This window comes from Microbacterium sp. PF5, assembly GCF_004794315.1.
Taxonomy (GTDB): domain Bacteria; phylum Actinomycetota; class Actinomycetes; order Actinomycetales; family Microbacteriaceae; genus Microbacterium; species Microbacterium sufflavum.
This window is the reverse complement of sequence record NZ_SSDQ01000169.1, coordinates 1-24,736: the sequence shown is the minus strand read 5'-3', so window position 1 is coordinate 24,736 and position 24,736 is coordinate 1. Positions and strand designations below refer to the sequence as shown.

The 24,736-nt window shown below is 69.6% G+C and carries 25 protein-coding genes; 13 read left to right on the top strand and 12 right to left on the bottom strand.

What is annotated here, in order from left to right; all coding sequences use genetic code 11:
* The 3 genes from DW297_RS16685 to DW297_RS16675 form a co-directional block, all read right to left on the bottom strand.
* Window positions 1–198: a hypothetical protein gene (locus DW297_RS16685; protein ID WP_136034472.1), complete on the bottom strand. Its 198-nt coding sequence runs from the start codon at window positions 196–198 to the stop codon at window positions 1–3.
* Window positions 195–1,649 (bottom strand): APC family permease, encoded by a 1,455-nt coding sequence (locus tag DW297_RS16680; RefSeq protein ID WP_240744667.1) that lies wholly within the window; start codon window positions 1,647–1,649, stop codon window positions 195–197. The genes DW297_RS16685 and DW297_RS16680 overlap by 4 nt, the downstream gene beginning before the upstream one ends.
* Before the next feature lie 214 nt (window positions 1,650–1,863).
* Window positions 1,864–2,379 (bottom strand): monooxygenase family protein, encoded by a 516-nt coding sequence (locus DW297_RS16675; protein ID WP_136034470.1) that lies wholly within the window; start codon window positions 2,377–2,379, stop codon window positions 1,864–1,866.
* A 71-nt stretch (window positions 2,380–2,450) separates the two neighbouring features.
* Between DW297_RS16675 and DW297_RS16670 the strand changes: the two genes are divergently transcribed.
* The gene (locus DW297_RS16670) at window positions 2,451–3,062 is read left to right on the top strand and encodes a MerR family transcriptional regulator (protein ID WP_136034468.1); all 612 of its coding nucleotides are present in this window, start codon (window positions 2,451–2,453) and stop codon (window positions 3,060–3,062) included.
* Here DW297_RS16670 and DW297_RS16665 read toward each other — a convergent pair.
* From DW297_RS16665 to DW297_RS16650, 4 genes are all read right to left on the bottom strand, one after another.
* A complete protein-coding gene (locus tag DW297_RS16665; RefSeq protein ID WP_136034466.1) occupies window positions 3,052–4,791 on the bottom strand; it encodes a DUF2075 domain-containing protein in 1,740 nt (579 codons plus the stop codon). The genes DW297_RS16670 and DW297_RS16665 overlap by 11 nt on opposite strands.
* Window positions 4,788–5,123 carry a nucleotide pyrophosphohydrolase gene (locus DW297_RS16660; RefSeq protein ID WP_136034464.1) on the bottom strand — a complete coding sequence of 112 codons (336 nt, stop codon included), beginning with the start codon at window positions 5,121–5,123 and terminating at the stop codon, window positions 4,788–4,790. Before DW297_RS16660 ends, DW297_RS16665 begins: the two co-directional genes overlap by 4 nt.
* A 150-nt stretch (window positions 5,124–5,273) precedes the next feature.
* Entirely contained in the window at window positions 5,274–6,206 is a 933-nt protein-coding gene (locus DW297_RS16655) for a G5 domain-containing protein (protein WP_136034462.1), read from the bottom strand.
* A gap of 205 nt (window positions 6,207–6,411) precedes the next feature.
* A complete protein-coding gene (locus DW297_RS16650; RefSeq protein WP_136034460.1) occupies window positions 6,412–7,908 on the bottom strand; it encodes a SulP family inorganic anion transporter in 1,497 nt (498 codons plus the stop codon).
* Between the two features lie 155 nt (window positions 7,909–8,063).
* On the opposite strand from DW297_RS16650, the gene DW297_RS16645 reads away from it, so the two are divergent.
* The 3 genes from DW297_RS16645 to DW297_RS16635 all read left to right on the top strand — a co-directional run bounded on the left by DW297_RS16645 (window position 8,064) and on the right by DW297_RS16635 (window position 10,791).
* A complete protein-coding gene (locus tag DW297_RS16645) occupies window positions 8,064–8,630 on the top strand; it encodes a TetR/AcrR family transcriptional regulator (protein ID WP_136034458.1) in 567 nt (188 codons plus the stop codon).
* Between the two features lie 98 nt (window positions 8,631–8,728).
* Entirely contained in the window at window positions 8,729–10,150 is a 1,422-nt protein-coding gene (locus DW297_RS16640; protein ID WP_136034456.1) for an MFS transporter, read from the top strand.
* 125 nt (window positions 10,151–10,275) lie between these two features.
* Complete coding sequence (locus tag DW297_RS16635) at window positions 10,276–10,791, top strand: hypothetical protein (RefSeq protein WP_240744666.1); 516 nt, start codon at window positions 10,276–10,278, stop codon at window positions 10,789–10,791.
* A 9-nt stretch (window positions 10,792–10,800) separates the two neighbouring features.
* On the opposite strand, the gene DW297_RS16630 is transcribed toward DW297_RS16635, so the two are convergent.
* A complete protein-coding gene (locus DW297_RS16630) occupies window positions 10,801–12,033 on the bottom strand; it encodes an MFS transporter (RefSeq protein WP_168442893.1) in 1,233 nt (410 codons plus the stop codon).
* Here DW297_RS16630 and DW297_RS16625 point away from each other — a divergent pair.
* On the top strand, window positions 12,023–12,238 hold the full coding sequence (locus tag DW297_RS16625) for a hypothetical protein (RefSeq protein WP_446724383.1): 216 nt from the start codon (window positions 12,023–12,025) through the stop codon (window positions 12,236–12,238). The two genes, DW297_RS16630 and DW297_RS16625, sit on opposite strands and share 11 nt — an antisense overlap.
* On the opposite strand, the gene DW297_RS16620 is transcribed toward DW297_RS16625, so the two are convergent.
* From DW297_RS16620 to DW297_RS16605, 4 genes are all read right to left on the bottom strand, one after another.
* On the bottom strand, window positions 12,235–12,462 hold the full coding sequence (locus tag DW297_RS16620) for a helix-turn-helix domain-containing protein (protein WP_136034451.1): 228 nt from the start codon (window positions 12,460–12,462) through the stop codon (window positions 12,235–12,237). The genes DW297_RS16625 and DW297_RS16620 overlap by 4 nt on opposite strands.
* Window positions 12,462–12,950, bottom strand: coding sequence for a DUF2975 domain-containing protein (locus DW297_RS16615; RefSeq protein ID WP_136034449.1), 489 nt, complete (start codon window positions 12,948–12,950; stop codon window positions 12,462–12,464). The genes DW297_RS16620 and DW297_RS16615 overlap by 1 nt, the downstream gene beginning before the upstream one ends.
* A gap of 79 nt (window positions 12,951–13,029) precedes the next feature.
* On the bottom strand, window positions 13,030–14,532 hold the full coding sequence (locus tag DW297_RS16610) for a DUF4127 family protein (protein ID WP_136034447.1): 1,503 nt from the start codon (window positions 14,530–14,532) through the stop codon (window positions 13,030–13,032).
* 48 nt (window positions 14,533–14,580) lie between these two features.
* Window positions 14,581–15,294: a GntR family transcriptional regulator gene (locus DW297_RS16605; protein ID WP_136034445.1), complete on the bottom strand. Its 714-nt coding sequence runs from the start codon at window positions 15,292–15,294 to the stop codon at window positions 14,581–14,583.
* A gap of 130 nt (window positions 15,295–15,424) precedes the next feature.
* Here DW297_RS16605 and DW297_RS16600 point away from each other — a divergent pair, with 130 nt between their 5' ends.
* The 8 genes from DW297_RS16600 (at window position 15,425) to DW297_RS16565 (ending at window position 24,610) form a co-directional block, all read left to right on the top strand.
* Window positions 15,425–16,714, top strand: a complete 1,290-nt coding sequence (locus DW297_RS16600; protein ID WP_168442892.1) for an ABC transporter substrate-binding protein — start codon at window positions 15,425–15,427, stop codon at window positions 16,712–16,714.
* Window positions 16,715–16,724: 10 nt separating this feature from the next.
* Complete coding sequence (locus tag DW297_RS16595; RefSeq protein WP_205828322.1) at window positions 16,725–17,693, top strand: carbohydrate ABC transporter permease; 969 nt, start codon at window positions 16,725–16,727, stop codon at window positions 17,691–17,693.
* Window positions 17,680–18,546 carry a carbohydrate ABC transporter permease gene (locus DW297_RS16590; RefSeq protein WP_136034440.1) on the top strand — a complete coding sequence of 289 codons (867 nt, stop codon included), beginning with the start codon at window positions 17,680–17,682 and terminating at the stop codon, window positions 18,544–18,546. Before DW297_RS16595 ends, DW297_RS16590 begins: the two co-directional genes overlap by 14 nt.
* Window positions 18,543–19,226 carry an N-acetylmannosamine-6-phosphate 2-epimerase gene (locus DW297_RS16585; protein ID WP_205828321.1) on the top strand — a complete coding sequence of 228 codons (684 nt, stop codon included), beginning with the start codon at window positions 18,543–18,545 and terminating at the stop codon, window positions 19,224–19,226. The genes DW297_RS16590 and DW297_RS16585 overlap by 4 nt, the downstream gene beginning before the upstream one ends.
* Window positions 19,223–20,158, top strand: a complete 936-nt coding sequence (locus tag DW297_RS16580) for an ROK family protein (RefSeq protein WP_136034436.1) — start codon at window positions 19,223–19,225, stop codon at window positions 20,156–20,158. The genes DW297_RS16585 and DW297_RS16580 overlap by 4 nt, the downstream gene beginning before the upstream one ends.
* 41 nt (window positions 20,159–20,199) lie before the next feature.
* Window positions 20,200–20,832, top strand: a complete 633-nt coding sequence (locus tag DW297_RS16575; RefSeq protein WP_136034434.1) for a PadR family transcriptional regulator — start codon at window positions 20,200–20,202, stop codon at window positions 20,830–20,832.
* 45 nt (window positions 20,833–20,877) lie between these two features.
* Entirely contained in the window at window positions 20,878–22,557 is a 1,680-nt protein-coding gene (locus tag DW297_RS16570) for an ABC1 kinase family protein (protein WP_136034432.1), read from the top strand.
* Window positions 22,558–22,639: 82 nt separating this feature from the next.
* Window positions 22,640–24,610, top strand: a complete 1,971-nt coding sequence (locus tag DW297_RS16565) for a BCCT family transporter (RefSeq protein ID WP_240744665.1) — start codon at window positions 22,640–22,642, stop codon at window positions 24,608–24,610.
* Window positions 24,611–24,736: the final 126 nt, after the last annotated feature.

Sequence of the window (24,736 nt, the reverse complement as noted above, 5' to 3'; positions counted from 1 at the left end):
CTAGCCGCGTCTGCGGAGCACCTTTCCCACCACAGCCAACGCGACTCCGAGAAGTATCAGAGCAGCGAGCCAGAGGACCCACGCGACGTCGTGGAACAGCGGGAGGGTCGCGACCGTCGGAAGCGCCGTGCCGAGCAGCACCAGCGCGACGACCGTTCCCCGCTCCCGGGCGGTTCCGCGGGTCGGGCTCCCGCTCACGACTTCTCCTCCGCGCGGTGCCGGGGGCTGTCGGGGTTCATGAGGGAGTGGCGGCGGCCGTAGAGGAAGTAGATGATCAGGCCGATCACGAGCCAGACGGCAAAGCGCAGCCAGGTCTCCCAGTGCAGCTGGGAGATGAGGAACAGGGAGAAGCCGACGCCGATGATCGGGACCACCGGCATGAAGGGCAGGCGGAACGTGCGCGGGGCGTCGGGCTTCGTGTAGCGGAACACGATCACCGCGACGCACACCACGACGAACGCGGCGAGGATGCCGATGTTCGTCAGGTCGGCGACCGCGCGGATGGGGAAGACGCCGGCGAAGAAGGCGGAGGCGATGCCGGCGATCCAGGTGACGCGCTGCGGCACGCCCCGGCGGTCGACCTTGCTGAACCAGCCGGGGAGGAGTCCGTCGCGGCTCATCGAGAACCAGACGCGGGTCGCGCCGAGGAGGAACGTAAGCATGACGGTGAGGATCGACAGCACCGCGAACACGGAGATGATGGCGGCCACGACGGGCAGGCCCACTCCCGTGAACGCGGAGGCGAAGCCGGCCTTGGGGTCGATCTCGGTGTAGTTCTGCATGCCGGTGAGCACTAGGGTCGCGGCGACGTACAGCAGCATCGCGATGATGAGCGACAAGATGATCGCCTTCGGCATGTGCTTGCGGCCGTCCTTGGCCTCTTCGGCGGCGGTGCTCATGGCGTCGTAGCCGAAGACGGCGAAGAACACGGTGGCGGCGCCGGTGAAGACGGGGCCGAAGCCGCTGGGCATGAAGGGGTCGTAGTTCTCGGTGTTGATGTAGAAGATGCCGAGGCCGACGATGCCGAGGATCAGGGCGATCTTGATGGCGACGGCGACGAGCTCGAAGCGTCCGAACGTCTGGGTGCCGCGGCTGAGGAGGAACGTCACGAGCAGGCAGATGACGATCGCGGGCACGTTGATGGCGCCGCCCGGCACGTCGGCGGTCTCGGTGACGGAGAGCGGCAGGTGGATGCCGAACCCGGAGAGGAACGCGTCGAGGTAGCCGGAGATGCCGATGGCGACCACCGCGACGATGGCCACGTATTCGAGCAGGAGGTCCCAGCCGATGAACCAGCCGACGACCTCGCCGAGCGCGACGTACCCGTAACTGTAGGCGGAGCCGGCGCGGGGGATCATGCCCGCGAACTCGGCGTACGAGAGGGCGGCGGCCGCGGAGGCGAGCCCGGCGATGAGGAACGAGATGAGCACGGCCGGTCCCACACCCGGGTTGGCGGCGTCGCCGTGTGCGACGAGTCCGGCGAGCGAGAAGATCCCGACGCCGATGATGCCGCCGACGCCGATCGCCGTGAGCTGCCACAGGCCGAGGGACTTGTGCAGGCCGCTGCGCGCGGCCTCCTCCGTCATGTCGCTGACCGGCTTGCGCCGCCAGACCGAGTGGGACGGGGTCTTCGAGGTGTCGGGCATCATCGCCTTCCGGTCGGGCTCACGCAGGGTGGTGCGCGAGGTCCTGTGCCGCGCGCGGGTGCACGCGCGGGGTCGTCCGCGGCCGGGGGCGGCGCCGGGTGGAGCGCCTGTCTGCCGAGGGGACCAGTGGCACGCTACCCCGAACGGTGCCGGCGCGGTGATATGCAGGGAAGGATGTGGTCAGAAGTCGCCATCGGCGACCTGGAAGCAGACCAGGTCACGGGGCATGTGGTGAGGCTAGCGGCTTCGTCGCCTCCGTCCGTCCGTCGGTGAAGCGCGCCTGGGCGCGGTCGTGGCGGCGGGGCACTTCGACGTGCTGCGTGGCGGCGGCGAGTCCCATGCGCTTGGTGGAGACGTAGACGCTCTCGGCGGTGTCGACGAGGAACGTCTCGTGCCACACGCCCACCGCGCCGGGCGCCTTGCGGGCGGCGCGGTTGAAGGCAGTCCAGGCGGGGCGGTGCTCCTGGTTCGGGTTCGAGGCGTAGGCGTAGAGCTTCTCGACCGACGACCAGAACTGCACGACATAGGGGCCGCCCGATCCGAGGAGCAGCTGGTAGCCGAGCAGGCCGGAGTCGTGGTCGGTGCTGAGCTCCCGGAGCATCCGCGGCATCGCGACGAACGCGGGCAGCCACAGGTCGGGCCGCCACCAGCGGTTGATCTGCATCCCGATGTGGAACACGACGAGCTCGCCGTCGTGGTGGTGGGTCATGCGGCCCGTGACGACCTTGGACATGGTGCCTCCTTCGATTGGATAGCGTCACTATCCATACTGGATAGCGCTACTATCGATGTCAAGAGGTGGCCATGAGGATTTCCGAACTGTCGGCGCAGACCGGCGTGACCGTGCCGACGATCAAGTACTACCTGCGCGAGGGGCTGCTCCCCGAGGGCGAGCGGACGTCGCCGACCCAGGCCGCGTACGGCGAGAAGCACGTGGAGCGGCTGCGGGTGATCCGGGCGCTGCTCGACGCCGGCGTGAGCATCGCCGAGACGCGCCGGGTGCTCGGCGCGCTGGACGACCCGCCCGCGAATCCTCACGAGCTGCTCGGGACCGCGCACGCCGCGATCACTCCGCCCGTGGAGGAGTCTGTCGATCTGGCGGAGGCCGAAGCCCTGGTCGAGGGGCTCGGGTGGAAGCCGGGGATGTGCGACGAGGCAGTGCTGCACGCGGTGGCTCGGGCGTTGGACGGCTTGGAGCGCGCGGGCTTCGTCGTGCCGAAGGCCGTGATGCGCGAGTACCTGCGGTCGGCGCGGCGCATCGCGGATGCCGAGATCGCGGGGGTGCCGGGGGAGTCCGCGGAGGCGGCCGTGCGGTACGTGGTGTTGGGGTCTGTGCTGGTGGAGCCGTTGTTGTTGGCGCTACGGCGGGTGGCGCAGCAGGTGAGTTCGGGGGAGCGGTTCGGGGCTAGCTCCTGAATGCAGCGGCGAGGCGCTTGCGAAGCGCGGGGTCACACACATATACGTACGTCCCGCGCATCCCCCGCGTGAGCAGCACCCCATAGATGTTGCGGATGAAGGTCAGCAGGTCGTCGTCGCCGAACGAGTTCCTGAGATGGCCGGTGTTCTCCTTGCCTTTCTTGTCGCGATAACTCTCGCGGTCCGCAACGATCCGGCCGGTTGTGGCGTCTACGCGGAGGTCCGGCCCGATGATGACGCCCGCGTAGTTGAGGTCGTATCCCTGGACGGTGTGGATCGACCCGACCTCCTCGAGCGCTCCCGGTGAATTGATCCAGTCCTTATCTGTTCCGTTCCACCGCAGGCGCTCGCCGTCGAGCTCTATGTCGAACTCGTCGGGGTTCTTCTTGGACACCCAGTCCCACGCGTAGCCTGCGACGAGTCGCGAAAGACCGACTTCGGCGTCCTTATATCGGATCGCTTCGCGCATCTCGCCGAGGTCATCGAAGAGGCGGAGTTCATACTCGCCGAGGTCGGGGAGCACTGGCGCTTCCTCCCGCAGCAGCGCGCGGATGAACTCGACGTAATCGGCTCCCGCCCGTACGCGCATCTGGGTGGTCAGACGGAAAAAGCGGTGCGCGTCCTTCGCCGCTCTCACCTCGGCATCGAGTGCAGATGGCGCGAGATCATGCGGCCGCACGCTTTGCTCGCCATCCACCAGCAGGAGTTGATGTCTGCTTCGAGCTTTGATCCAGTCGAGCTGTGTGTAAGTGGGGTCGTCTTCGCCGAACAGAGCCGCATTGATGTCTCGGAACTTCTTGTTCTGCACGCCCGATGCTTGGTTCGCGCGCTGGCCCAACCGATGAGTCTCGTCGACGAGTACGAGGTCGAACTCGTCATCCGATTCGCCCAGTTGGAACGGTGACATCACCATTCCCGCGTTGAGCTTCGGCGTCTTCTTGAACACCTTCTTCACGGACTCCCTGAGCGACTGCTGAGGAATCACAAGAGCCATGCGAAGGCTCTTAAGTAGCTCACGATTTTCCGGAACAAAGAACTCGGAGAACATCGAGTCCGGCTCGACGCCGTCGTGATCCTGGTAGTCGCGGATGTCGGCGAGCAGCTTCATGAGGAAGATCGCGATGATCGTCTTGCCCGTTCCCGGGTTGCCCTGAACGACGAGCGTCGACCGGGCGGAGGGATCGTGAAGATCGTCGAGTAGGCCCTCGAGAATGTCCATGATCGCGACGCCCTGGTCGTCCGTGAGGGCCTTAAAGGGCGACAGCTTGAAGAGATCGGAGTTCTCGATCTGCGGGATGCTTCGGGAGAAAAGCCCCTCGGCGCGGAGAGCATCGAACACGTCCCGGAAGGACTCACGGTAGAGGTCGCGATCGTAGTATTGCGCGTCCGTGAGGCCGTCGTTGCCGTTGAGGATGCGATATCGGCCGTCACCGGAGAACCACCGAATAAGGTGCGACTCGAGGTCGAGGCACACGGACTTGTTGAAGGTGTGGTCAACGACGACCCGGATCGACTCGAGAGCCTCGTGCCGCTTTGATCCCGCGAGGTGCTGACGCATCCGGCTCGCGGCGTTCACCGTTTCTCCGACATAGAGCCCGGGCGACGTGCGCTGAGTGCTCCCCTCGATCACATAGACGACAGGCCAATTGGTGTGCCGGGTGTCGTCACGGGCCCACGCATCGACGGCGTCGCGTTGAAATGGGAGCCGCTGGATGCTGAACTCTGTCACTCGGGCGCCTCGGACAGCTTGGTGTACTTCGTCATGCGCCCTTTCGCGAGTTCCACGGGGTACTTCGCCTTCGTCGACTCCAGCTTCTTCATGACGATGTCATCAAGGTCGGCACCAAGCTTGTTCGCAAGGTGGATGCAGTACGTGATGACGTCTGCCAGTTCGGCCTCCACCTGCTCCCGGTCGAAGTCCGCAGACCACTGGAAGCACTCGAGAAGCTCGCCCGCTTCGATCGAGATGCTCTTCGCCAGGTTCTCCGGAGAGTGGAACTGATCCCAATCTCGCTCGGCGACGAAGGCGCGAAGGGCGGCAAGGGTCTCCTGGCTCGGCATGGGAGCGACGCTAGCAGTTAGGGACTCGGGCGACTGGGCGCGAACGAGCGGTTCGCCGCCTCCGCGCCATGATCACCGATGAGTCGTCCCGAACTGGCGGCCGTGAGGGACGGCGCGAGCAGCGAAGGGCCGAGCCTCCTCAACGCCGACTCAGTCGCAGGCGATCCCATCGCCGTCGCGGTCGAGTTCGTACACATCGGGCCCGACAACCTGCAGCGGTCCTCGGACATAGGCGGGACCGTTTCCGCCCCCGCCGTCGCAGTCCACGTCTGAGGCGATCGGCACGCACACGCCTGCGTAGCTGGAGTGGCAGTCTGCGGCCGGCTGCACCAGGGGCACGGGTGCAGGTGCCGGTTGACGGGTACCGATCGAGGTGATCTCCGAAACGGGAGCCACGGTGATGGTCTCGCTCACGACTTCGCGCGAGACCTCTGCACCGTCGATGTACTTCACGCGAAAAGTGGTGACTTTCGTTCCCGCAACTCCTGCCGTTGTGACGACCGTCTGGCCGACATCGATCTGCGGGTCATTGACCGTCGCGCGATCGAACGGGATCACAGTCGACACATCGACCTCTTCGAAGGTTGTGGGCACCGCCGAGGGCGTGGGCTCGTCCGTTGCGGACGAGGCGAGTGGCTTAGCAGCCGAGCTTGTCGAATCTGCGTTCGTCGAATTGGATCCAGGGCCTCCGAGGGCGGCGTTGGCTCCCGTGCCGACGAACATCAGCACGAAAGCGATGCCTAGCGCGGCCCAGCCGGCCCCGCGGGAGCGAACACGGAAGAACCTGGCTGACCCTCGTGCGATTGCGTAAACCGCCACGAAGAACAGAACGACTCCTGCGAGCATCAAGATCACGCCGAGACTCCGCGTGAGCAGCGCCACAGCCAAGACGACGGCCGCCGTGATGATGACGATCTTCAGACCCGACGACTTCGTTTCGCCTGGTGCGGTGGGAGATGCCGCAGCAGGGGCGAGGTTGAGTGGGGCAGTATGCGTCGTCCACTCCGTGCCGTTCCACCAGCGCTGCTGCTCGGGCTGGTGGGGATCGGGGTACCAGCCTTGCGGTGTTGTCTCGGGCATCATTGCCGTCCTTACGCTCGGATTTCATTCCGAACAGTACCGATATTTCGGGGAGTCGTGCGCGCGGGAAGAGCAGTTGATTCTGACGTATCAACGGCAGGGCTATCGGCTCCCGTTGTACAGCGCCGGAGGCGATCTGGCCGTACATGATGCGAAGGAGCAACGCGATGCGAGTGCCCCGCCTACCTCCCGGTATTGAGCGGGGCCTCTACTCGAACCCGCCCGTCAACCGCCCGTGCATCGTCCCGCTCGAGTCATTCATTCCGACGATCTCCACCGTCTTCCCCAACGCGGCGTACTTCGTCTCGATCGCGTCCAACGCGGCAACGGTCGACGCATCCCACACGTGCGATCCCGACAGATCAACAACAACGCGGGATGGGTCGTCCGTGTAGGAGAACAGCGTCGTGAGGTCGTTGCTCGACGCGAAGAACAGCTCCCCCTGCACGACATACGTCACCATGTCGCCCGCAACCGAACGCGTCACCGTCACGAAATGCGCCACCCGCCGGACGAACAGCACGGACGCGACCAGCACGCCGCCCACAACACCCACCGCCAGGTTGTGCGTGATCAGCACGAGCACGACCGTGGCGAGCATCACGAACGTCTCGCTCTTCGGCATCCGCTTCAGCGTCGACGGCTTGATCGAGTGCCAGTCGAACGCGCCGATCGCCACCATCACCATCACGGCCACGAGCGCCGCCATCGGAATGGTCCCGACGAAGTCGCCGAACACCACCACCAGCAGAAACAGGAACACCCCGGCGCAGAACGTGGAGATGCGGGTCCTAGCGCCCGAGGCCTTCACATTGATCATGGTCTGACCGATCACGGCGCAGCCGCCCATGCCACCGAAGATCCCCGACAGCACATTCGCGACGCCCTGCGCCCACGACTCGCGCGTCTTGTTCGAGTGGGTGTCGGTGATCTCGTCGACGAGCTTCGCGGTCAGCAGCGACTCCATCAGCCCGACCAGCGCCACCCCGAGTGCGAACGGCGCGATGATCGTGAACGTCTCCCACGTGAGCGGCACGTGCGGGATGAAGAGCTCCGGCAGGCTGCGCGGCAGTTCGCCCTGATCGCCGACCGTGGGCACCGTGATGCCGAACGCGAGCACCACCCCGGTGACGATGATCACCGACACGAGCGGCGCCGGCACGACCTTCGTGAGCTTCGGCATCACCAGCATCACGACGATGCCGAGCGCCACGAGCGGATACACGAGCCACGGCACGTCGATCAGCTGCGGGAACTGCGAGCTGAACACGAAGATCGCCAGCGCGTTCACGAACCCGACCATGACGCTGCGGGGGATGAACCGCATAAGCTTCGCGACGCCTAGCACTCCGAGCACGACCTGGAAGATCCCGGCGAGGATGACCGTCGCGATGAAGTAGTCGAGCCCGTACGTCGGCGCGACCGGCGCGATCACGAGCGCCACGGCCCCGGTCGCCGCGGTCACCATCGCCGGGCGCCCGCCGAGGAACGCGATCGACACCGCCATGATGAACGACGAGAACAGTCCCACCTTCGGGTCCACCCCCGCGATCACCGAGAACGCGATCGCCTCCGGGATCAGCGCGAGCCCCACGACGAGCCCGGCGAGCACCTCGCGCGTCAGCATCCGCGGGTTCTTCAGCGCCGTGAGCACCGACGGGTGGTCGCGATAGCGGGCGCGGTCGATGGCCGTCGTTGCAGACAATGGGGGCTCCAGGGGGAAGGTGCCTCAGAGGAAGAGGCAGACGATCCAGCCTATGCGGACACACCGACCCGGAAGTCCCATCGCCCTGCCGCTTCAGCCCCCACAATCACCGCACCTCTTGCCCCGCCCGCGAGAGTGAGTGTACAGTCACTCTCATGCCCGCCACCCGAAGCTCCGTCCTCTCCACGGCCGACGCCCGCCGTCCGCTCGTGGCTGCTGCGGCTCTGCGTGCGTTCGCGCGCCGGGGCTTCCACGGCACGACCGTGGCCGATGTCGCGGGCGAGGCGAAGATCTCCCCGGCCTACGTGTTCAAGCTGTACTCCGGCAAGGAGGCGCTCTTCGTCGCCGCGCTCGACGCGTGCTTCGACGCGATCCTCGTCGCCCTCGAGGAGGGCGCCGACGCCGCGCAGGACCAGAAGCCCGCGACCGTGCTCGAAGCGATGGGCGATGCCTACGCCCACCTCATCTCCGACCGCACGCTGCTCATGCTCCAGGTGCACGCGCAGTCCGTGGCCGACATCGAGGTGATCGGTGAGGCGCTGCGCGCGGGGCTGGGGCGCATCACCACCTACGTCCAGTCCCGCTCCGGCGGCAGCGACGAGGACGTGCAGCGCTTCATCGCCTACGGGCAGCTCTGCCATCTCATCGTCACCACGCAGCTCGACGGACGGCCCGAGGACTGGGTCGCCCTCCTGACCGCGGGCATCACCCACCCCGAGTGACCCCCCGCAGGGCGCGCGCTTTCGCATGCTCACAAGAGTGAGTGAGTAATCACTCTCCCCTCATCCACACCGACCGACACGACAGAGAAGAGAGAACCATGACCACCCTCACTCCGCTCACCTCCGCCGCAGCCCCTCTGCGCAGCACCCGCCGTTGGCTCGCCCTGAGCGTGCTCGCGCTCGCGCAGTTCCTCGTGGTGCTCGACGCCTCCATCGTCAACATCGCCCTTCCGGTGCTCGGGCAGCAGCTCGGCATGGACACGGCCGCGCTCGCATGGGTCATCACCGCCTACGTGCTCGCGTTCGGCGGCCTCCTGCTCCTCGGCGGGCGGCTCGCCGACCGCTACGGCCACCGCCGCGTGTTCCTGCTCGGCACCGCGGGGTTCGTCGTCGCCTCGGCCCTCGCGGGGCTCTCGATCGTGCCCGAGATGCTCCTCGCCGCGCGCGCACTCCAGGGGGCATCCGCCGCGCTGCTCGCCCCCGCGGCCCTCGCCCTGCTCACGCACCTCTTCCCCGACGACACCGAACGCACCAGAGCGCTCGGCGTCTGGGGTGCCGTCGCGGGCATCGGCTCCGCGGCCGGCGTGCTCCTCGGCGGCGTGCTCACCGCGACCCTCGGGTGGCAGTCGGTGTTCTTCGTGAACGTCCCGGTGGGGGCGGTCGTGCTCATCGCCGTCCCGCTCCTCATCACCCGCGACACGGTCCGCGCCTCCGGTCGCCTCGACGCTGCCGGTGCGATCAGCGTGACCGCGGCACTTGTCGCCCTCGTCGGGGCGTTCAGCGCGGTCGAGCAGCTCGGCTTCGTCCACCCTCTGCCCCTCGGGCTCTTCGCCGTCGCGCTCGTGCTCGGCGCCGTGTTCCTCCTGATCGAGCGTCGCGCGCCGGAGCCGCTCCTCCCGCTGGCGGTGTTCCGCAACCGCGACCTCGCCCTCGGCAACGTCGTGATGCTGCTCGGCGGCGCCGCCATGGTCGCGCTGTTCTTCGCGCTCTCCGTGTTCATGCAGGCGGTGCTCGGCTACGACGCGCTCGCGACCGGCCTCACCCAGCTGCCGCTCGCCGGTGCCCTGGTCGTCGTCGCGGGCGTCGTCCCGGCGCTGATCGGTCGCGCCGGCGCTCGACGCGTGCTCGCCGCCTCGCTCCTCGTGCTCGCCGGTGGGCTCGTGTGGCTCGCGCTCGCTCCGTCTGACGCGGTCTTCCTCGTCCACCTGCTCGGCCCCACGCTGCTGATCGGCATCGGACTCGGGGGCGCGTTCGTCGCCACGACCCAGCTCGCGGTCGACGGGGTCGACGGGGGAGAGGCGGGACTGGCGGGCGGACTCATCAACACCAGCCAGCAGATCGGAGGTGCGGTCGGCCTCGCGGTCCTCGGAACGATCGCGGGACTGCGCACCTCGGCGCTCGATGCCGCCGGTGTCCCTGCCGCCGAGGCGATGACGGGCGGCTTCTCCTGGCTTTTCCTCGGTGCCGCCGCGCTCGCCGTGATCGGCGCGGGAACCGTCGCGGTGTGGCGCCGCCGCTGAGATGCGGCAGTCGGCCCCGCGCGTCGCCTCCGGGCGCGCGCGGGGCCGCTGCGTGCGCACCTGCACCCTTCCTCTCCGCCGGCACCTCCGCCATGATGAAGGGGACCGACCGCGAAGGAGACCCCGTGTCGCTCACGCCGCCACCGTCGCAGCACATCGAGACCGCCGCCTCTGCACTCCCGGGCGCCGTGGTGATCGCGGGCATTCGACGAACTCTGATCTGGATGGTGGTCGCGGGCGTCGTCTACTCCGCGTTCATGACGGGCAGCAAGAGCTACTGCCCGGGCGGTTACGACGGCAGCGGCGGCTTCGTCGATTCCGAGGGTCGGTCGGTCGACCAGGCCCCCGTCTGCGTCTCGATGGCGCTTCAGTCCAACGTGCTGGTCTACGTCGCCCTCGCAGCGATCTTCCTGATCGCGCTCGGTCGCGTGACGAAGGCTGCCGACGAGCGTGCGGCACTGCGGACGCTGGAGCGCGCGATGTACGGAGCCGGCGTGCTCGTCGTGATCGCCGTCGTGGTGTCGCAGGTGTGGTTCCAGTCGATCGATCTCGAGCAGTTCAACTCGGGGTCCTGGTCCGTCGTGAGCCCCTTCCCGCTCGGGATCATCGACGTGTCGACCACCCCGATGACGACCCCCTGACCCCCGGAGCTACCGCCCCGCCCGCACCCGCAGGGTGAACGCCACCGCGGCGAGCCCGATCACCACCACCCCGTACCCGACGCACACCGCCTCCAGCCCGACCACGCCGACGAGTGACCCGGCGACCACGGCGGGCACGCCGAACGCGAGGTAGGCGAGCACGTACAGCACCGCGAAGGTGTCGGCGCGTTCGGTCGCAGGAATCCGCGGTGCGAGCGACGCGACCACACCGGAGAACGCCGTGCCGAAGCCCATGCCCGTGACCGCGGCCGCGCCCAGGTAGAAGGGGAGCGACGCGACCCCGAGCGCGAGGAGCGACAGCAGCGTGCCGAGGCCGAGCGCGGCGGTGCCGAACAGCACGCTCGTGTGCGCCGAGCGCCCGCGCATCGCGAACGCCGTGACCGCCCCGACCCCGGCGAGCAGCACCACGCCGAGGCCCTGCCACAGGTGCGCGACGCCGCCGAGCTCACGCGCCACGATGTTCGCGCCGAGCGACAGGAACAGCCCGCCCGTGGCCCACCCCGCCACCACGGCCGGGGCTCCGCGCCAGAAGTCGCCCCGGATCGCGGCGGGGATCGACAGGCGGAAGCTCAGCGACGCCCACGCGCCCGGCCGCCGCGGAGCCGTCTCCGGCACGACGAGGAACAGCGCTGCGAGCAGCACGTACACCGTGGTGAGCGGGGCGAACACGTCCAGCAGCGCCTCCCGGGTGAGGTCGAGCATGACCGCCGACACGAGCGCGCCGAGCGCGAGTCCGATGCCGGGGCTCAGCGCGTTCCACAGCGCGGCCGTCTTCGCTCGACCCCCGGGGGCGAAGTCGAGCACCGTCGCCGACAGCGCCGAGATCAGCGCCCCGCTCGCGACGCCCTGGAGGATGCGCGCCACGAACAGCACCCACACGGCGTCGGCGTGCCAGAACAGGAACATGCTCCCCGCGAGCAGCAGGAACCCCACGACCGCGACCGGTCGCCGCCCCACGTGGTCCGACAGCGACCCGGCGGTGAGGAGCGTCAGGAGTAGTGCGACCGCGTACACCGCGAACACCGCGCTGATCACGACCGGCGCGAACCCGATGTCGTGCGCGAGGACGGGATAGAACGGCGAGGGTGCGCTCGCTCCCGCCATCATCAGGATCTGCGCGACCACGACGAGCACGAACCCGAGCCGGGTGCGCGTCGCGGTCGGGTGGGGGCGCCGGGGCGCGGCGGACGGGGCGGTGACGATGGGCTCGGTGGTGGTCATGCGCGGCGGTCCCCTCGACATGGCCTCCTGCCACGCGACCGACCCGAACCTGCCGAAGTCCACCAAGTCGCACTTCATGAAGGTGCTGCGCGAGGCCGGCGTCATCCGCAACGAGCCCAACGGGCGGCGCCGCACCCTCACCCTCCGCCGCGACGACCTCGACGCCCGCTTCCCCGGGCTGCTCGACTCCGTGCTGCCGGGCTAGTCCGCGGGCGCCCCGTCGTCGTCCGGCACCCACCGCAGCAGGTCGCCCGGCTGGCAGTCCAGCGCCGCGCACAGCGCATCGAGCGTCGTGAACCGCACCGCCTTCGCGCGGCCGTTCTTCAGCACGGCGAGGTTGGTGGGGGTGATCCCGATGCGCTCCGCCAGCTCGCCGACACCGATCTTCCGGCGCGCCATCATCACGTCGATGTCGACGACCACCGGCATCAGATCACCTCGTCGTCGAGCTCGGACCGCAGGGCCCGCGCCTCCGCGTCGCGGTCGATCGCCTGCCGCAGCAGCGCCTTCATCACCACGACGAGCAGGGCCATCCCGGCGAGCACCACTCCCGCACCGCCGATCAGCGCGACGACGCCGGGCGCCATCTCGCCCGGGGCGAGCAGGGCCGCGAGCACCCACGCGAGCACCGCCGCCGCCAGGATCGCCCCGATGATCGTGTCGACGAAGCGGAACGAGGATGTCGAGAAGAGGGATCCCCGCCGCACCTTCCGGAGCAGGATCCACACGCACACCCCGAACACCTGCATCGTCGCGACGCCCAGCACCAGGATCGCGACCAGCGTGATGCGCGCCCACGTCGCCTCCCCCTCCAGGTCGGCGTACACGAGCGGCGCGATCACCGTCTGCACCACCAGCGACCCGAGCAGGGCGAGGGCGATCACCACCTGCAGCGCGATCGTCGTTCCCTTGGCCATGCGACACCTCCCGTCGAGAAACAACAGGAATCTATCGTTAATCGTTCGATGAGGCAAGCGCGAACGACGGCCGCCGGAGCTACCGCAGCACGAGGCCGATCTCGAACGACCGCCGCCACGGCAGCGTCAGCTCGTCGATGCGCACGCCGTCGGCGGGGAGCATCGACTCCAGCAGCGCCGTCAGCTCCGCACGGATCACCCGCGACGCCTCGGCCACCCGCGCGTCGTCCGCCATCGGGTAGATGTCGGGGAACAGCGACGGCCCGGAGTCCGTGCGCACGACGGCCTGATACGCGAAGTCGTCCAGCAGCCGGGTCAGCAGGGCGATCCGCGCCGCCCGCTCGTCGAACGACCCCGTGGCCCGGCCGACCACTGCGGCGGCCGCGACCGCGACCACACTGCCGAGCGTGTTCCCCGCCGTGTTCCAGCCGCCGAACGCCTCCAGCCGCCCGAGCAGGTCGGCGTCGGCGAGCGCGCGCACCAGCGCCTCGTCCGCCCCGTTCGGATACCGCACGTCGGCCAGCGCGACCCGCTCGCCCGCCTCCAGCCGCTCCCGCACCAGGGCGACGGTGCCGGCGACGGCCGCGGTGTCGACCACATCGGGCCGCCCGCGGAACATGTCGTGCCGGTCGGGGTCGGGGGCGTGCAGCACCAGGGTCACGTCGGCGTCCGCCGCCACCTCGACGGCACCGGCCGCGCGGATCTGCCGGCTCGCCGAGGCCGCCAGCGACATGTTCTCGTACGGCGGGATCCGCTCCATCCCCGCGGCGTCGGCGCACGCCACCGCGAACGACACCGTCACCCCGGCGTTCCCCGCGAGAGCTCGGGCGACGAGCGCCGCCCCCACCTCGTCGGCGCCCGGGTACATGAGCACGCGACGGCCCGACGGCAGCATCCGCATCCAGTGCCGCAGCCACACCTGCTCGGCGCTTCCCGCCGCGAACGGCGCGGTGTCGTCGGCGGTGATCGCGAGGAAGTCGAGCGTCTCGTCCTCGACCAGCCCGAGGGTCGAGAGGTTGACGATGTGGTTGCGCAGGCGCCGCGTCGCGTAGTCCGACACGACATCGGCCGGCACGGGTGTCAGCTCCTCCAGCGGCAGCACGTCAGTCTCGCCGAGCAGCCGGTGGGCGTCGCCCCCGAGGGCGTGGATCTCCTTGCCGTGCGCCGTCCAGTACTCCGGCTCCTCGGCCGCGGAGTACGAGTTGCTGGCGCGCGTGACCAGGGAGACGGCCGAGATCGGCAGCTCGGGGCGCATCCGCCGCACCTCGCGCAGCACGTCGAGACGCGCCAGCACGTCACGCGTCGTGTCGTGGCTCGTCCGGCTCGCGATGAGTCCGCCGTAGAGCAGCATGTCGACCGACACCACGAGGTGCACGGTCGCCGGGTCGGCCGCGCGCTCCCGCAGCCAGGCGCCGAGCGCGTCCGCGTCGCCCGCCGTCCGGTACGCGGGGAGGATCTCGGCGGGCGGCACGTCGAGCGTCACGCCCGCGACCGCGGCGACGTCGCCGGGCAGCTTCACGTTCACCGGCCGGTCGTCGAGGGGGAGCAGGGCGATGCGCGGGCGGAGGATCGGGTCGGACACGAGGAGCCTTTCGTCGGTGAAGGGATTGCCGGTCGGGAGCGCGAACGCTCAGGGGCGGGAGATCGAGAGGAGGTAGGAGTAGCGGTCGCCCCGGTACACCGACTCGGCGTACTCCAGCGGGCGGCTACGGGCGTCGTAGGTGGTGCGCTTGACGAGGAACGCGGGCGAGAACGGGGGTGTCTGCAGGGCCGCGGCCTGCTCCTCGTCGAGCACGACCGCGTGGATCTCCTGGTCGGCACGCACGGCCGAGATGCCGAACCGGGTGCGCAGATCCTCGTAGAGCGAGTCGCCCACGATGCCCTCCTCCAGCCCCGGCACGGCGTCGGCCGCGATCGAGCACACCTCCAGGCAGATGGGGATGTCGTCGGCGGTGCGCACGCGGCGGATCCGCACCACCGGCGACTGCGGGCTGAGGTTCAAGGCGTAGCCGGTGGTCTGCCCCGCCGCGGCGGTGGACACGTCGACCGACAGCGATCCTGGCCGCATGTTGCGGGCGAGCATGTCCTCGGAGAACGACGTGAGCTCGAACGCCTTGCTGATGCGCGAGGCGCTGACGAAGGTGCCGGCGCCCTGGAGCCGGTAGACCAGCCCGTCGCGCTCCAGCTCGTCGAGCGCCCGGCGCACCGTCTGCCGGTTGACCTCGAGCGACTCGGCGAGATCGCGTTCGGTCGGCAGCTTCTCGTGCGGCGCCAGGCCCTGCTGGATGACCTCCTCGAGATGTCGGCGCACCCGCTCGTGCTTCGTCACACCCTCGATCGTCATGGCTTCCCCCTCATTTGGACTAACCCAATCTTGACGACCGCCCCCAGGTGTGTCAATGTCTGTTCTCAGCGGTTCCGAATTGGTCTATTCCAATCCTTTTGCAAGGTCAACGATGAGCGGAGAACTCCCCATGCACATGAAGCAGCACATGCGCCGGCGCGCCCTGGTCGCCGCCGGACTGACCACAGCGACGGTCGTGGCCCTCAGCGGATGCGCGGGAGGCGGCAGCGACGCCGACGGCCTCACCGAGATCACGTTCTCGTACCTGTGGGGAGGGGAGGAGGCCAAGGCCCTGGAGGCGATCATCGCCGACTTCAACGCCAGCCAGGACGACATCGTCGTCAAGGGCGTCTCCAGCCCCGACACCCAGAAGCAGCTCACCTCGATGTCGTCGTCCAACGGCTCGTTCGACATCTCCGACAACTTCGGGAACACCGTCGGCGCCTGGGCCTCGAAGGGCATCCTCGCCCCGCTCGACGACGCGATCGCCGCGGAGGGCATCGACGTCGACGACTTCGTGCCCAGCGCGATGGAGCAGATGACCTACGACGGCAAGATCTACTCGCTGCCCATCGCCATCCACAGCTTCCAGCTGCTCTACAACCCCCAGCTGCTCGCGGAGGCGGGCGTGACCCCGCCCACCACCATGGACGAGCTCGCCGCCGCCATCCCCAAGCTCACCAAGAAGGACGCCTCGGGCAAGATCACCCAGCTCGGCCTCGGCTCCGCCAACGACAGCACCACGCTCACCACTCTCGGCTACGCGTTCGGCGGCAGCTGGGACGGAGAGGACGGCCCGACCCCGGCGGAGGACGGCAACCTCGAAGCGCTGCAGTGGTACCAGGACAACGTGATCGAGCCGGTGGGCGCCGACGCCATGGCCACGTTCGTCTCCGGTCAGGGCGAGTACCTCTCGGCGCAGGACCCGTTCTTCAGCGGCCAGGTGGCCATGATCATCGACGGCGAATGGCGTTCGGCCAGCGCGGCCAAGATCGCCCCCGACTTCGAATGGGGCGTCACCGCCATCCCCGCCGCCACCCCCGAGCTGGAGAACAGCACGCAGGTGACCGCGAGCACCCTGTTCATCCCCGCCAACTCGAAGCACAAGGAAGAGGCGGCGACGTTCCTCGCCTACCTCGTCAGCGACGAGCCGATGGAGAAGTTCGCCGTCGCGCTGGGCAACCTCCCCGGCCGCTCCTCCCTCGCCGGCAGCGCGGCCTTCGACGAGCTGCAGGACTTCGGCGTCTGGGCCGAGGCGGCCTCCTCGCCGAACGCCAAGTCCCTCGCGAGCCGCCCGTACAGCGCGGAGTACGCGACCGACCTGGCCACCGCGTTCGACGAGGTCGTGCGGCTGACGGCCACCCCGGAGGAGGCGATCGCGACCGTCGAGGAGCGGATGTCCTCCTACTCCTCGAAGTGAGCGGCGCTCCGTGACCACGGCCACCACACCCCGGGTCCGGCGGGAGACGACTCCCGCCGGACCCGGCGCCCCCGTCCGGCGGCGCCGCAGCCGCCGCACGACGCTGATCGGCCTCGCCTTCGCCGCGCCGTTCATCGTCGGCTTCCTGTTCCTGTTCGCCTACCCGATCGTGGCCTCGGCGTACTACAGCTTCACCGACTTCAACCTCTTCCAGGCGCCCGAGTGGGTGGGCCTGGACAACTACACCCAGATGTTCGCGGACGGGGTGTTCTGGAAGTCGCTCGCCAACACCGCCGTGCTCACCGTGTTCGGGGTGCCGCTCGCGATCGGCATCGCGCTCGCCGGAGCCCACCTGCTCAACACCCCCGTCCGCGGCCAGCCGCTGTACCGCGCGCTGGTGTACCTGCCCTCGATCGTGCCCGTGGTGGTCGGCGGCTACCTGTGGCGCTGGCTGCTCAACGCCCAGTACGGCTTCATCAACCACTTCCTGTCGTGGTTCGGCATCGAAGGGCCGGCGTGGCTGCAGCAGCCGGAATGGACCAAGCCCGCGATCATCATGATGTCGCTGTGGACCGTCGGCGGCACCATGATCATCTACCTCGCGGCCCTCCAGGAGGTGCCGAAGGAGCTGTACGAGGCGGCCGAGCTCGACGGTGCGGGAGTCTGGCGCCGGTTCACGAGCGTCACCTGGCCGACGGTGTCTCCGGTGACCCTGTTCCAGGTGATCGTGAGCATCATCGGTTTCCTGCAGATCTTCACGCAGCCCTACATCCTGTCGCAGGAGCGGCTCAATCAGGCCGGCTCCGGGCCCGGGCAGTCGATGCTCTCCTACGCGATGTACCTGTACCAGAACGCGTTCGTGTTCCTGAAGATGGGCTACGCCTCGGCCATGGCCTGGACGCTGTTCGTCGTCACGCTCATCGTGAGCCTCATCGTGCTCGCGTCGTCGAAGAAGTGGGTGCACGATGGCACACGCTGAGATCTCCGCCCCCGCCCGCCGGCCCCGCCGCGCGCGCCGCACGCTGCGCCGCGTCCGGCAGCAGGTGTCGGTGGCGCTGCTCGCCCTGCTGTTCCTCTTCCCGCTGCTGGTGATGCTGTCGACCGCGTTCAAGACGCCGGGCGACGTGTTCTCCTCGCCGCCCACGCTGCTTCCGGCCGAGTGGACCATGGACAACTTCGCCGAGGCGTTCGCGCAGATCCCCGTGTGGCGTTACGTCGGCAACACGCTGTTCGTGTCGGGCATGAGCATCCTGGGCACGGTCATCTCGTGCCCGCTGGTGGCCTATGCGCTGGCGAAGGTGAAGTGGCGCGGCGCCCGCCCGCTGCTCATCCTCGTGCTGGCCACGATGATGCTGCCGCCCCAGGTGACCCTCATCCCGCTGTTCCTGGTGTGGAACGGGCTCGAGGCGACGAACACCTATCTGCCGCTGATCGTGCCGGCCTTCCTGGGCACGCCGTTCTTCATCTTCATGATCCGGCAGTTCCTGCTCGCGGTGCCCGACGAGCTGATCGAGGCCGCGCGCCTCGACGGCGCCTCCGAGTTCCGCACCTACGCGACGATCGTGCTGCCCCTGGCCCGCCCGGCCATCGTCACCGCGGCGATCTTCCAGTTCGTGTGGGCGTGGACCGACTTCCTCAATCCCCTCATCTATCTCAACGACCAGTCGACGTACACGCTGTCGATCGGTCTGTACGCCTTCTTCGGGGAGAACGACGTGGCGTGGGGGCCGCTCATGGCGGCATGCGTGATGTTCACGCTGCCGGCCGTGGTGATCTTCCTCATCGGCCAGAAGTTCTTCATCGGCGGCGTCAGCGCAGGAGCGATCAAGTGACACACGACACCCTCGAACTGCTCCGTGACAGCCTCGTCGCCTCGGTCCAGGCATCAGCGGGCACCCCGGCCCGCGACACCCACGTGATCGGCGCGCTCGCGGAGTCGGCACTGCTCGGCGGTGCCAGGGGGCTGCGGTTGAACGGACCGGAGGACCTCCGCCGGGTGCGGTCGGCGACGGCGGTGCCGCTGATCGGACTGCACAAGGTGTGGAACGGCGTGCGCAACGTGATCACGCCCGACGTCGCTCTTGCGGAGGGCCTCGCCGCGGCGGGGGCCGACGTCATCGCGGTGGACGCCACGACCGAGCAGCTCGGCACGGACTTCGGCCTGCTCGGCCGGATCGCGCAGGCCACCGGGCTCCCGGTGATGGCCGACGTCTCCACCGCGGAGGAGGGCAGGAGGGCGTGGGAGGCGGGCGCCGCCGTGGTCGGCACCACCCTCTCCGGCTACACGCCGCACTCGCCGCGGCAGGACGGACCCGACCTCGATCTCGTCGCCGCGCTCGCCGCGGCCGGCATCCCGACCATCGCGGAGGGCCGCTACCAGACACCGGAGCAGGTGCGAGCGGCCTTCGACGCGGGGGCCTTCGCCGTGGTCGTCGGCGGGGCGATCACCGACCCGATCGCGCTCACGCGCCGGTTCGTCGCGGCGACCCCGAAAGCCGGGGAGCGGGTGTGATCGTCGGGGTCGACATCGGCGGCACCAAGATCGCGGTCGCCGGATTCGAGCCCGATCCCGCGGGCGGTCGTCGCCGGGTGACGCCCGTGCGCAGCTGTGCGACGCCGGCGCGCGAGGGCGGGGACGCGATCGTGCGGGCGGTCGTCGAGGCGGTCCGCGCGGTCGCCGACGGCGAACCCGTGACGGCGGTCGGTGTCGGCACGGCCGGCGTGGTCGCCCCCGACGGATCCATCACCTCGGCCACGGACGCGATCCGGGGGTGGGCGGGGTTCCCGCTGCGCTCGGCACTCGAGCGCGCCACGGGGGTTGCGGTCGTGGTCGTGAACGACGTGCACGCGGCGGCGGTCGCGGAGGCCGCCCAGGGAGCGGGTCGCGGAGCGGGCGGGCTGCTCATGGTCGCGGTGGGCACGGGCATCGGCGGGGCCGTCGTCCTCCCAGACGGGCTCCGCACCGGGGCGACCGGCACCGCGGGATCGGTCGGGCACACCGAGCTGGCGCTGCCGGCTGAGCTCGCCGGGAGGCGCTGCGGCTGCGGGGCGCCCGGGCACGTCGAGGCCGTGGCGTCGGGGCCCGGACTCGAACGGACGTACCGGGAGCGCACCGGGACACCGCTCCCGTTGCGCGAGGTGGATGCCCTGGCCCGTGCGGGCGACCGGACGGCGGCGGAGGTGATCGCGCAGGGGGCGCAGTTCCTCGGGCGCGCTCTCGCCGCGGCCAACGCGGTGCTCGACGTCGAGGTGGTGGCGGTGGGCGGGGGTGTCGCGGGCATCGGAGAGCGGTATCTGGACGAGGTGGCGCGGGCCTATCGGGCCGTGGCGATGCCGGGCCCGGCGCGGGCCCGGGTCCTTCCGGCCGAGTTCGGGGTGGACGCGACGGCGACCGGCGCGGCCCTGCTCGCGCCGGTCGAAACTCCCACCCCACGCCCAGCGTGAGCGATATATCGTTAACTATCGTTCACGACTGGGAGGTCATCATGAGCAACGCATTCCCCTCCAACCCGTTCGGCGGAACCGGGAACACCGGCGGCAGCGGTGGCGGTGACTTCGCGTCCGGCCTCGGCAACCTCTTCGGCGGACCCCACGGTCCGGCCGGCGCGCTCTTCGAGGCGATGGACCAGCTCCGCAAGTCGTTCGACTCGCGCCCGTCCGGCGGCTCCCGCATGGCGCGCGGCGACGTCCGCACCGCCGTGCTCACGCTCCTCGCCGAGCGCCCCATGCACGGCTACCAGATCATCAACGAGATCGCCGAGCGCAGCGGCGGCACCTGGAAGCCCAGCGCCGGTTCCGTGTACCCCACGCTCCAGCTGCTCGCCGACGAAGGGCTGATCGAGGCGGAGGAGCAGAACGGCCGCAAGACCTATGCGCTCACCGAGGCCGGTCGCGCCGTCGCCGACGAGACCACCGAGACCCCGGCGCCGTGGGTGTCCACCTCCGACAGGGACCGCGGACGCGACCCCCGCTACAGCGCGCTGCCCAAGGCCGGCGTCGACCTGGCCGCCGCGGCCGCACAGGTCGGTCGCAGCGGTTCGGCGGAGCAGGTGCAGCAGGCGATCGAGGTGCTCGACGACGCCCGCCGTAGGCTGTACACGATCCTTGCCCAGGACTGACCGCGTCGTGCGGCATCCGGCGCGGAACGGCGGAAGGATGACGCGATGACGGAAGCGGTAGCCCAGGGCGTCCATCGCGCCAGGTACCGCCGCATCCTGTCGTTCGCGAGCCGCGAGTTCGTGAAGATCTGGTGGTTCGAGCTGGTGCTTCCGCGCTTCGGGCTCGGCTCAGTCGCGGAGCGCACCCGCCCGCGCCGGATGCAGCGCTTCGCCCGGCGCTTCCACACCCTCGCGGTCGAGCTCGGCGGACTCATGATCAAGGTCGGGCAGTTCATGTCGTCGCGCCTCGACGTGCTCCCGCCCGAGATCACGAAGGAGCTGGAGGGACTGCAGGACGAGGTGCCCGCGGTGCCCACCCCGCAGATCCGGGCGCTCGCGGAGGCCGAGCTCGGCATCCCCCTGGAGCGCGCCTACGCCTGGTTCGACGACACCCCGGTCGCCGCGGCCTCGCTCGGTCAGGTGCACCGCGCGCGGCTCTCGGCCCTGGACGCGGAGGACACCGGGCTCGACGAGGTCGTGGTCAAGGTGCAGCGCCCGGGTATCGACGAGATCGTCGCGGTCGACCTCGCGGCCCTCCGCCGGGTCGCCCGCTGGCTCACGCGGGTGCGGATCGTCGCCGACCGGGTGGACGCGCCCGCCCTCGTGGAGGAGTTCGCCGTCACGAGCCTGGAGGAGATCGACTACCTGCACGAGGCCCGCAGCGCCGAGCGGTTCCGCGAGAACTTCGCCGACGACCCGCGGGTCGCGGCGCCCGAGATCGTGTGGGAGCGCACGACCCGCCGCGTGCTGACGCTGTCCGACGTGACCGCCATCAAGATCAACGACACCGAGGCGCTGCGGGCGGCCGGCATCGAACCGCGGGCCGTCGCCGACGCGTTCGCCGAGGTCATGTTCGACCAGGTGTTCACGCATCGCTTCGTGCACGCCGACCCGCATCCCGGCAACATCTTCGTCACCCCGGTTCCCACGGACGGGGGCTTCCGTCTGACGTTCATCGACTTCGGCATGATGGCCGAGGTCCCCGACAACCTCCGCGAGGGGCTGCGGATGCTCCTGATCGCGGTCACCGCGCGCGACAGTCGCGGACTCGTGGCCGCCGCGAAGGAGATCGGCGTGCTGCTGCCCACCGCCGACACCGCCGAGCTCGAGCGCGCCCTGACGGCCCTGTTCGCCCGCTTCGGCGGCATGGGCTTCGCGGAGCTGAGCCGCGTCGACCCGCGCGAGTTCACCGACTTCGCAGACGAGTTCGGCGACATGGTGCGCCGCCTCCCGCTCCAGCTGCCGGAAGACCTGCTGCTGCTGATCCGGGCGGTGTCGCTCACCTCGGGTATGTGCAGCGGCCTCGACCCCGCGTTCAACGTGTGGGACGCGGCGGAGCCCTACGCCGCTCGGCTGCTGCGCGACGAGTCCGGCAACCTGATGCAGGACATGGCCCAGCAGGCGATGGAGAACGCCGCGACCACGTGGCGCCTCCCTGGGCGCATCGACCGCATCATCACCCGCATCGACGACGGCACCGTGTCGTTCGACACCTCGCGACTGGAGCGGCGCCTCGACCGGCTGGAGGGCATCGCGCGCCGCATCGCCTCCGGGGTGCTGTTCGCCGCGATGCTCGTGGGCGGCGCGCTGCTGGTCGCCCCGGTGCCCCCGCTCGGGATCACGCTGCTGTGCGTCTCCGTGCTGCCTCTGCTCGGGGCGCTCTTCGCGGGGCGCCGCGGCCGCTAGACCCGCCCGGCCGCAGGCGAACGCGGCGGCTCCGGCGGAGGCGGCCCGGGCCGAGGCGGCCCGCATGGGAGGATGGGTTCTCATGGACAACCCGGTCGAGAAGCATTCCCCCTCCGACGGTCCGCAGACCCCCACCGGCACCCACCGCACCGCGGGAGAGGCCGCGCGCAAGATCGTGCGCGACATCACCACGGTTCCGCCGCGCAGCGTGCACCCCGCGCTCGTGCCGGGCGTCTCGGTCGAGGAGACCGGTCGCACCTACCGCACCGACCCGCTCGTGTTCGGTGTGGCGGCGGCGTTCGCCCTCGGGTTCATCGCGTGGGGCGTGTTCGCGGGCGACAACCTCGCCGGCACCACCAGCACCGTGCTCGCGTGGGTCGTGGAGTACTTCGGCTTCTTCTTCACCACGATCGCCACGATCATCCTCGTGTTCATGCTGTTCGTGGGCTTCAGCCGCTACGGGCGCATCCCTCTGGGCCGTGACGACGAGGAGCCCGAGTTCTCGATGTTCTCGTGGATCTCGATGCTCTTCGCGGCCGGCATGGGCATCGGGCTGGTGTTCTGGGGCGCCGCGGAGCCGCTGACGTTCTTCGAGAACCCGCCACCCGGAACGGTCGAGGCGAACACGCTCGAGGCCATGCACACCGCGCAGACGCAGGTGCTCTACCACTGGGGCCCGCAGGCCTGGGCGTTCTATGCGCTCGTCGGCGGGGCCATCGCCTACGGCGCCTACCGCCGCGGTCGCACCCCGCTGATCTCGTCGATCTTCGCGCCGCTGCTCGGCGAGCACCGCACCACGGGCCCGGTCGGCCGCACGATCGACATCTTCTCCATCATCGTGACGCTGTTCGGCACGGCCGCGTCTCTCGGGCTCGGTGCGCTGCAGATCGGCCACGGCGTGGAGCTGGTGAGCGGCATCGGCCCGCTCGGCAACGGCATCCTGATCGCCGTCATCGCCGTGCTCACGGCGTGCTTCATCGCGTCGGCCGTCTCGGGGGTCTCGAAGGGCATCCGCGCACTGTCGAACATCAACGCGGTCGTCGCGATCCTGCTGGCGTTCTTCGTGTTCTTCGTCGGGCCGACGCTGCTCATCCTGAACGTCATCCCGTCGGTCGCGGTGCAGTTCCTCGGCGACCTGCCGACCATGATCGGCCGCTCGGCCTCGCAGGGTGAGGCCGCGGAGGCGTTCCTGTCGAGCTGGACGATCTTCTACTGGGCGTGGTGGATCTCGTGGTCGCCCTTCGTCGGCATGTTCATCGCGAAGATCTCGCGCGGGCGCACGCTGCGCCAGTTCGTGTCGGTGGTCATCGTCGTGCCGTCGGCGATCTCGCTCGTGTGGTTCGCGATCTTCGGCACCACCGCGATCCAGCAGCAGATGAACGGCGCCGGACTCGTGGTCGACCCGCCCGAGGAGGTGCTGTTCGGCGTGCTGGAGAACCTGCCGTTCCCCCTCGTCACGAGCATCGTGCTCATCCTGCTCATCGCGATCTTCTTCATCACCGGCGCCGACTCCGCCTCGCTCGTGATGGGCACGCTCTCCCAGCAGGGGCGCCCAGAGCCGTCGCGCTGGGTCGCGGTGGTCTGGGGTGTGCTGGTCGGCGTGATCGCCGCGGTGCTGCTCGTGAGCGGCGCGGAGGGCAGCGGCCTGCAGTCGCTGCAGAACGCGACGATCATCGCGGCCCTGCCGTTCGCGATCATCATGGCGTTCATGATGATCGCGTTCATGAAGGATCTGCGGCGCGACCCGATGATCCTGCGCGACCGCTACGCCCGCGCCGCCGTACGGCACAGCGTGATGGCCGGACTGGAGGAGTACGGCGACGACTTCGCGCTCGTGCCCGTCGAGTACGACCACTCGGAGGACGACCTGGCGTGGATCGACGAGGACACGGTCGACGACACCCTCGCCGAGGTGTACGAGGCGGCGACCGAGGCGATCGACATCGTCCCGCCGGCCGACGTCGAAGCCGCAGTGGACGCCGCGATGGACGAGACCCTGGATCAGCCCGACGAGGCCGCGCAGCCCGGGGCCGAGGGTCCGCCCGTCCGCTGACGCCGCGGAGGGCCCGGGCGCGCGACGGCACCCGGGTCCCTCGGCTCGGGCGACCGCGCGGGTGAAGGCGGCCGTGGCTCAGGACGCCTGATGCGGCGCGTCCGCCGGGGTCTCCGCGTCCGCCGG

What these genes read in the sequence shown, in the direction of transcription:
- DW297_RS16620 (WP_136034451.1), bottom strand. Translation starts at nt 12,462, where the DNA reads ATGCCGGTGGTCGTCGACATCGACGTGATGATGGCGCGCCGGAAGATC.
- DW297_RS16615 (WP_136034449.1), bottom strand. Translation starts at nt 12,950, where the DNA reads ATGGCCAAGGGAACGACGATCGCGCTGCAGGTGGTGATCGCCCTCGCC.
- DW297_RS16655 (WP_136034462.1), bottom strand. Translation starts at nt 6,206, where the DNA reads ATGATGCCCGAGACAACACCGCAAGGCTGGTACCCCGATCCCCACCAG.
- DW297_RS16600 (WP_168442892.1), top strand. Translation starts at nt 15,425, where the DNA reads ATGCACATGAAGCAGCACATGCGCCGGCGCGCCCTGGTCGCCGCCGGA.
- DW297_RS16590 (WP_136034440.1), top strand. Translation starts at nt 17,680, where the DNA reads ATGGCACACGCTGAGATCTCCGCCCCCGCCCGCCGGCCCCGCCGCGCG.
- DW297_RS16670 (WP_136034468.1), top strand. Translation starts at nt 2,451, where the DNA reads ATGAGGATTTCCGAACTGTCGGCGCAGACCGGCGTGACCGTGCCGACG.
- DW297_RS16645 (WP_136034458.1), top strand. Translation starts at nt 8,064, where the DNA reads ATGCCCGCCACCCGAAGCTCCGTCCTCTCCACGGCCGACGCCCGCCGT.
- DW297_RS16630 (WP_168442893.1), bottom strand. Translation starts at nt 12,033, where the DNA reads ATGACCACCACCGAGCCCATCGTCACCGCCCCGTCCGCCGCGCCCCGG.
- DW297_RS16680 (WP_240744667.1), bottom strand. Translation starts at nt 1,649, where the DNA reads ATGATGCCCGACACCTCGAAGACCCCGTCCCACTCGGTCTGGCGGCGC.
- DW297_RS16565 (WP_240744665.1), top strand. Translation starts at nt 22,640, where the DNA reads ATGGACAACCCGGTCGAGAAGCATTCCCCCTCCGACGGTCCGCAGACC.
- DW297_RS16605 (WP_136034445.1), bottom strand. Translation starts at nt 15,294, where the DNA reads ATGACGATCGAGGGTGTGACGAAGCACGAGCGGGTGCGCCGACATCTC.
- DW297_RS16640 (WP_136034456.1), top strand. Translation starts at nt 8,729, where the DNA reads ATGACCACCCTCACTCCGCTCACCTCCGCCGCAGCCCCTCTGCGCAGC.
- DW297_RS16675 (WP_136034470.1), bottom strand. Translation starts at nt 2,379, where the DNA reads ATGTCCAAGGTCGTCACGGGCCGCATGACCCACCACCACGACGGCGAG.
- DW297_RS16570 (WP_136034432.1), top strand. Translation starts at nt 20,878, where the DNA reads ATGACGGAAGCGGTAGCCCAGGGCGTCCATCGCGCCAGGTACCGCCGC.
- DW297_RS16575 (WP_136034434.1), top strand. Translation starts at nt 20,200, where the DNA reads ATGAGCAACGCATTCCCCTCCAACCCGTTCGGCGGAACCGGGAACACC.
- DW297_RS16660 (WP_136034464.1), bottom strand. Translation starts at nt 5,123, where the DNA reads ATGCCGAGCCAGGAGACCCTTGCCGCCCTTCGCGCCTTCGTCGCCGAG.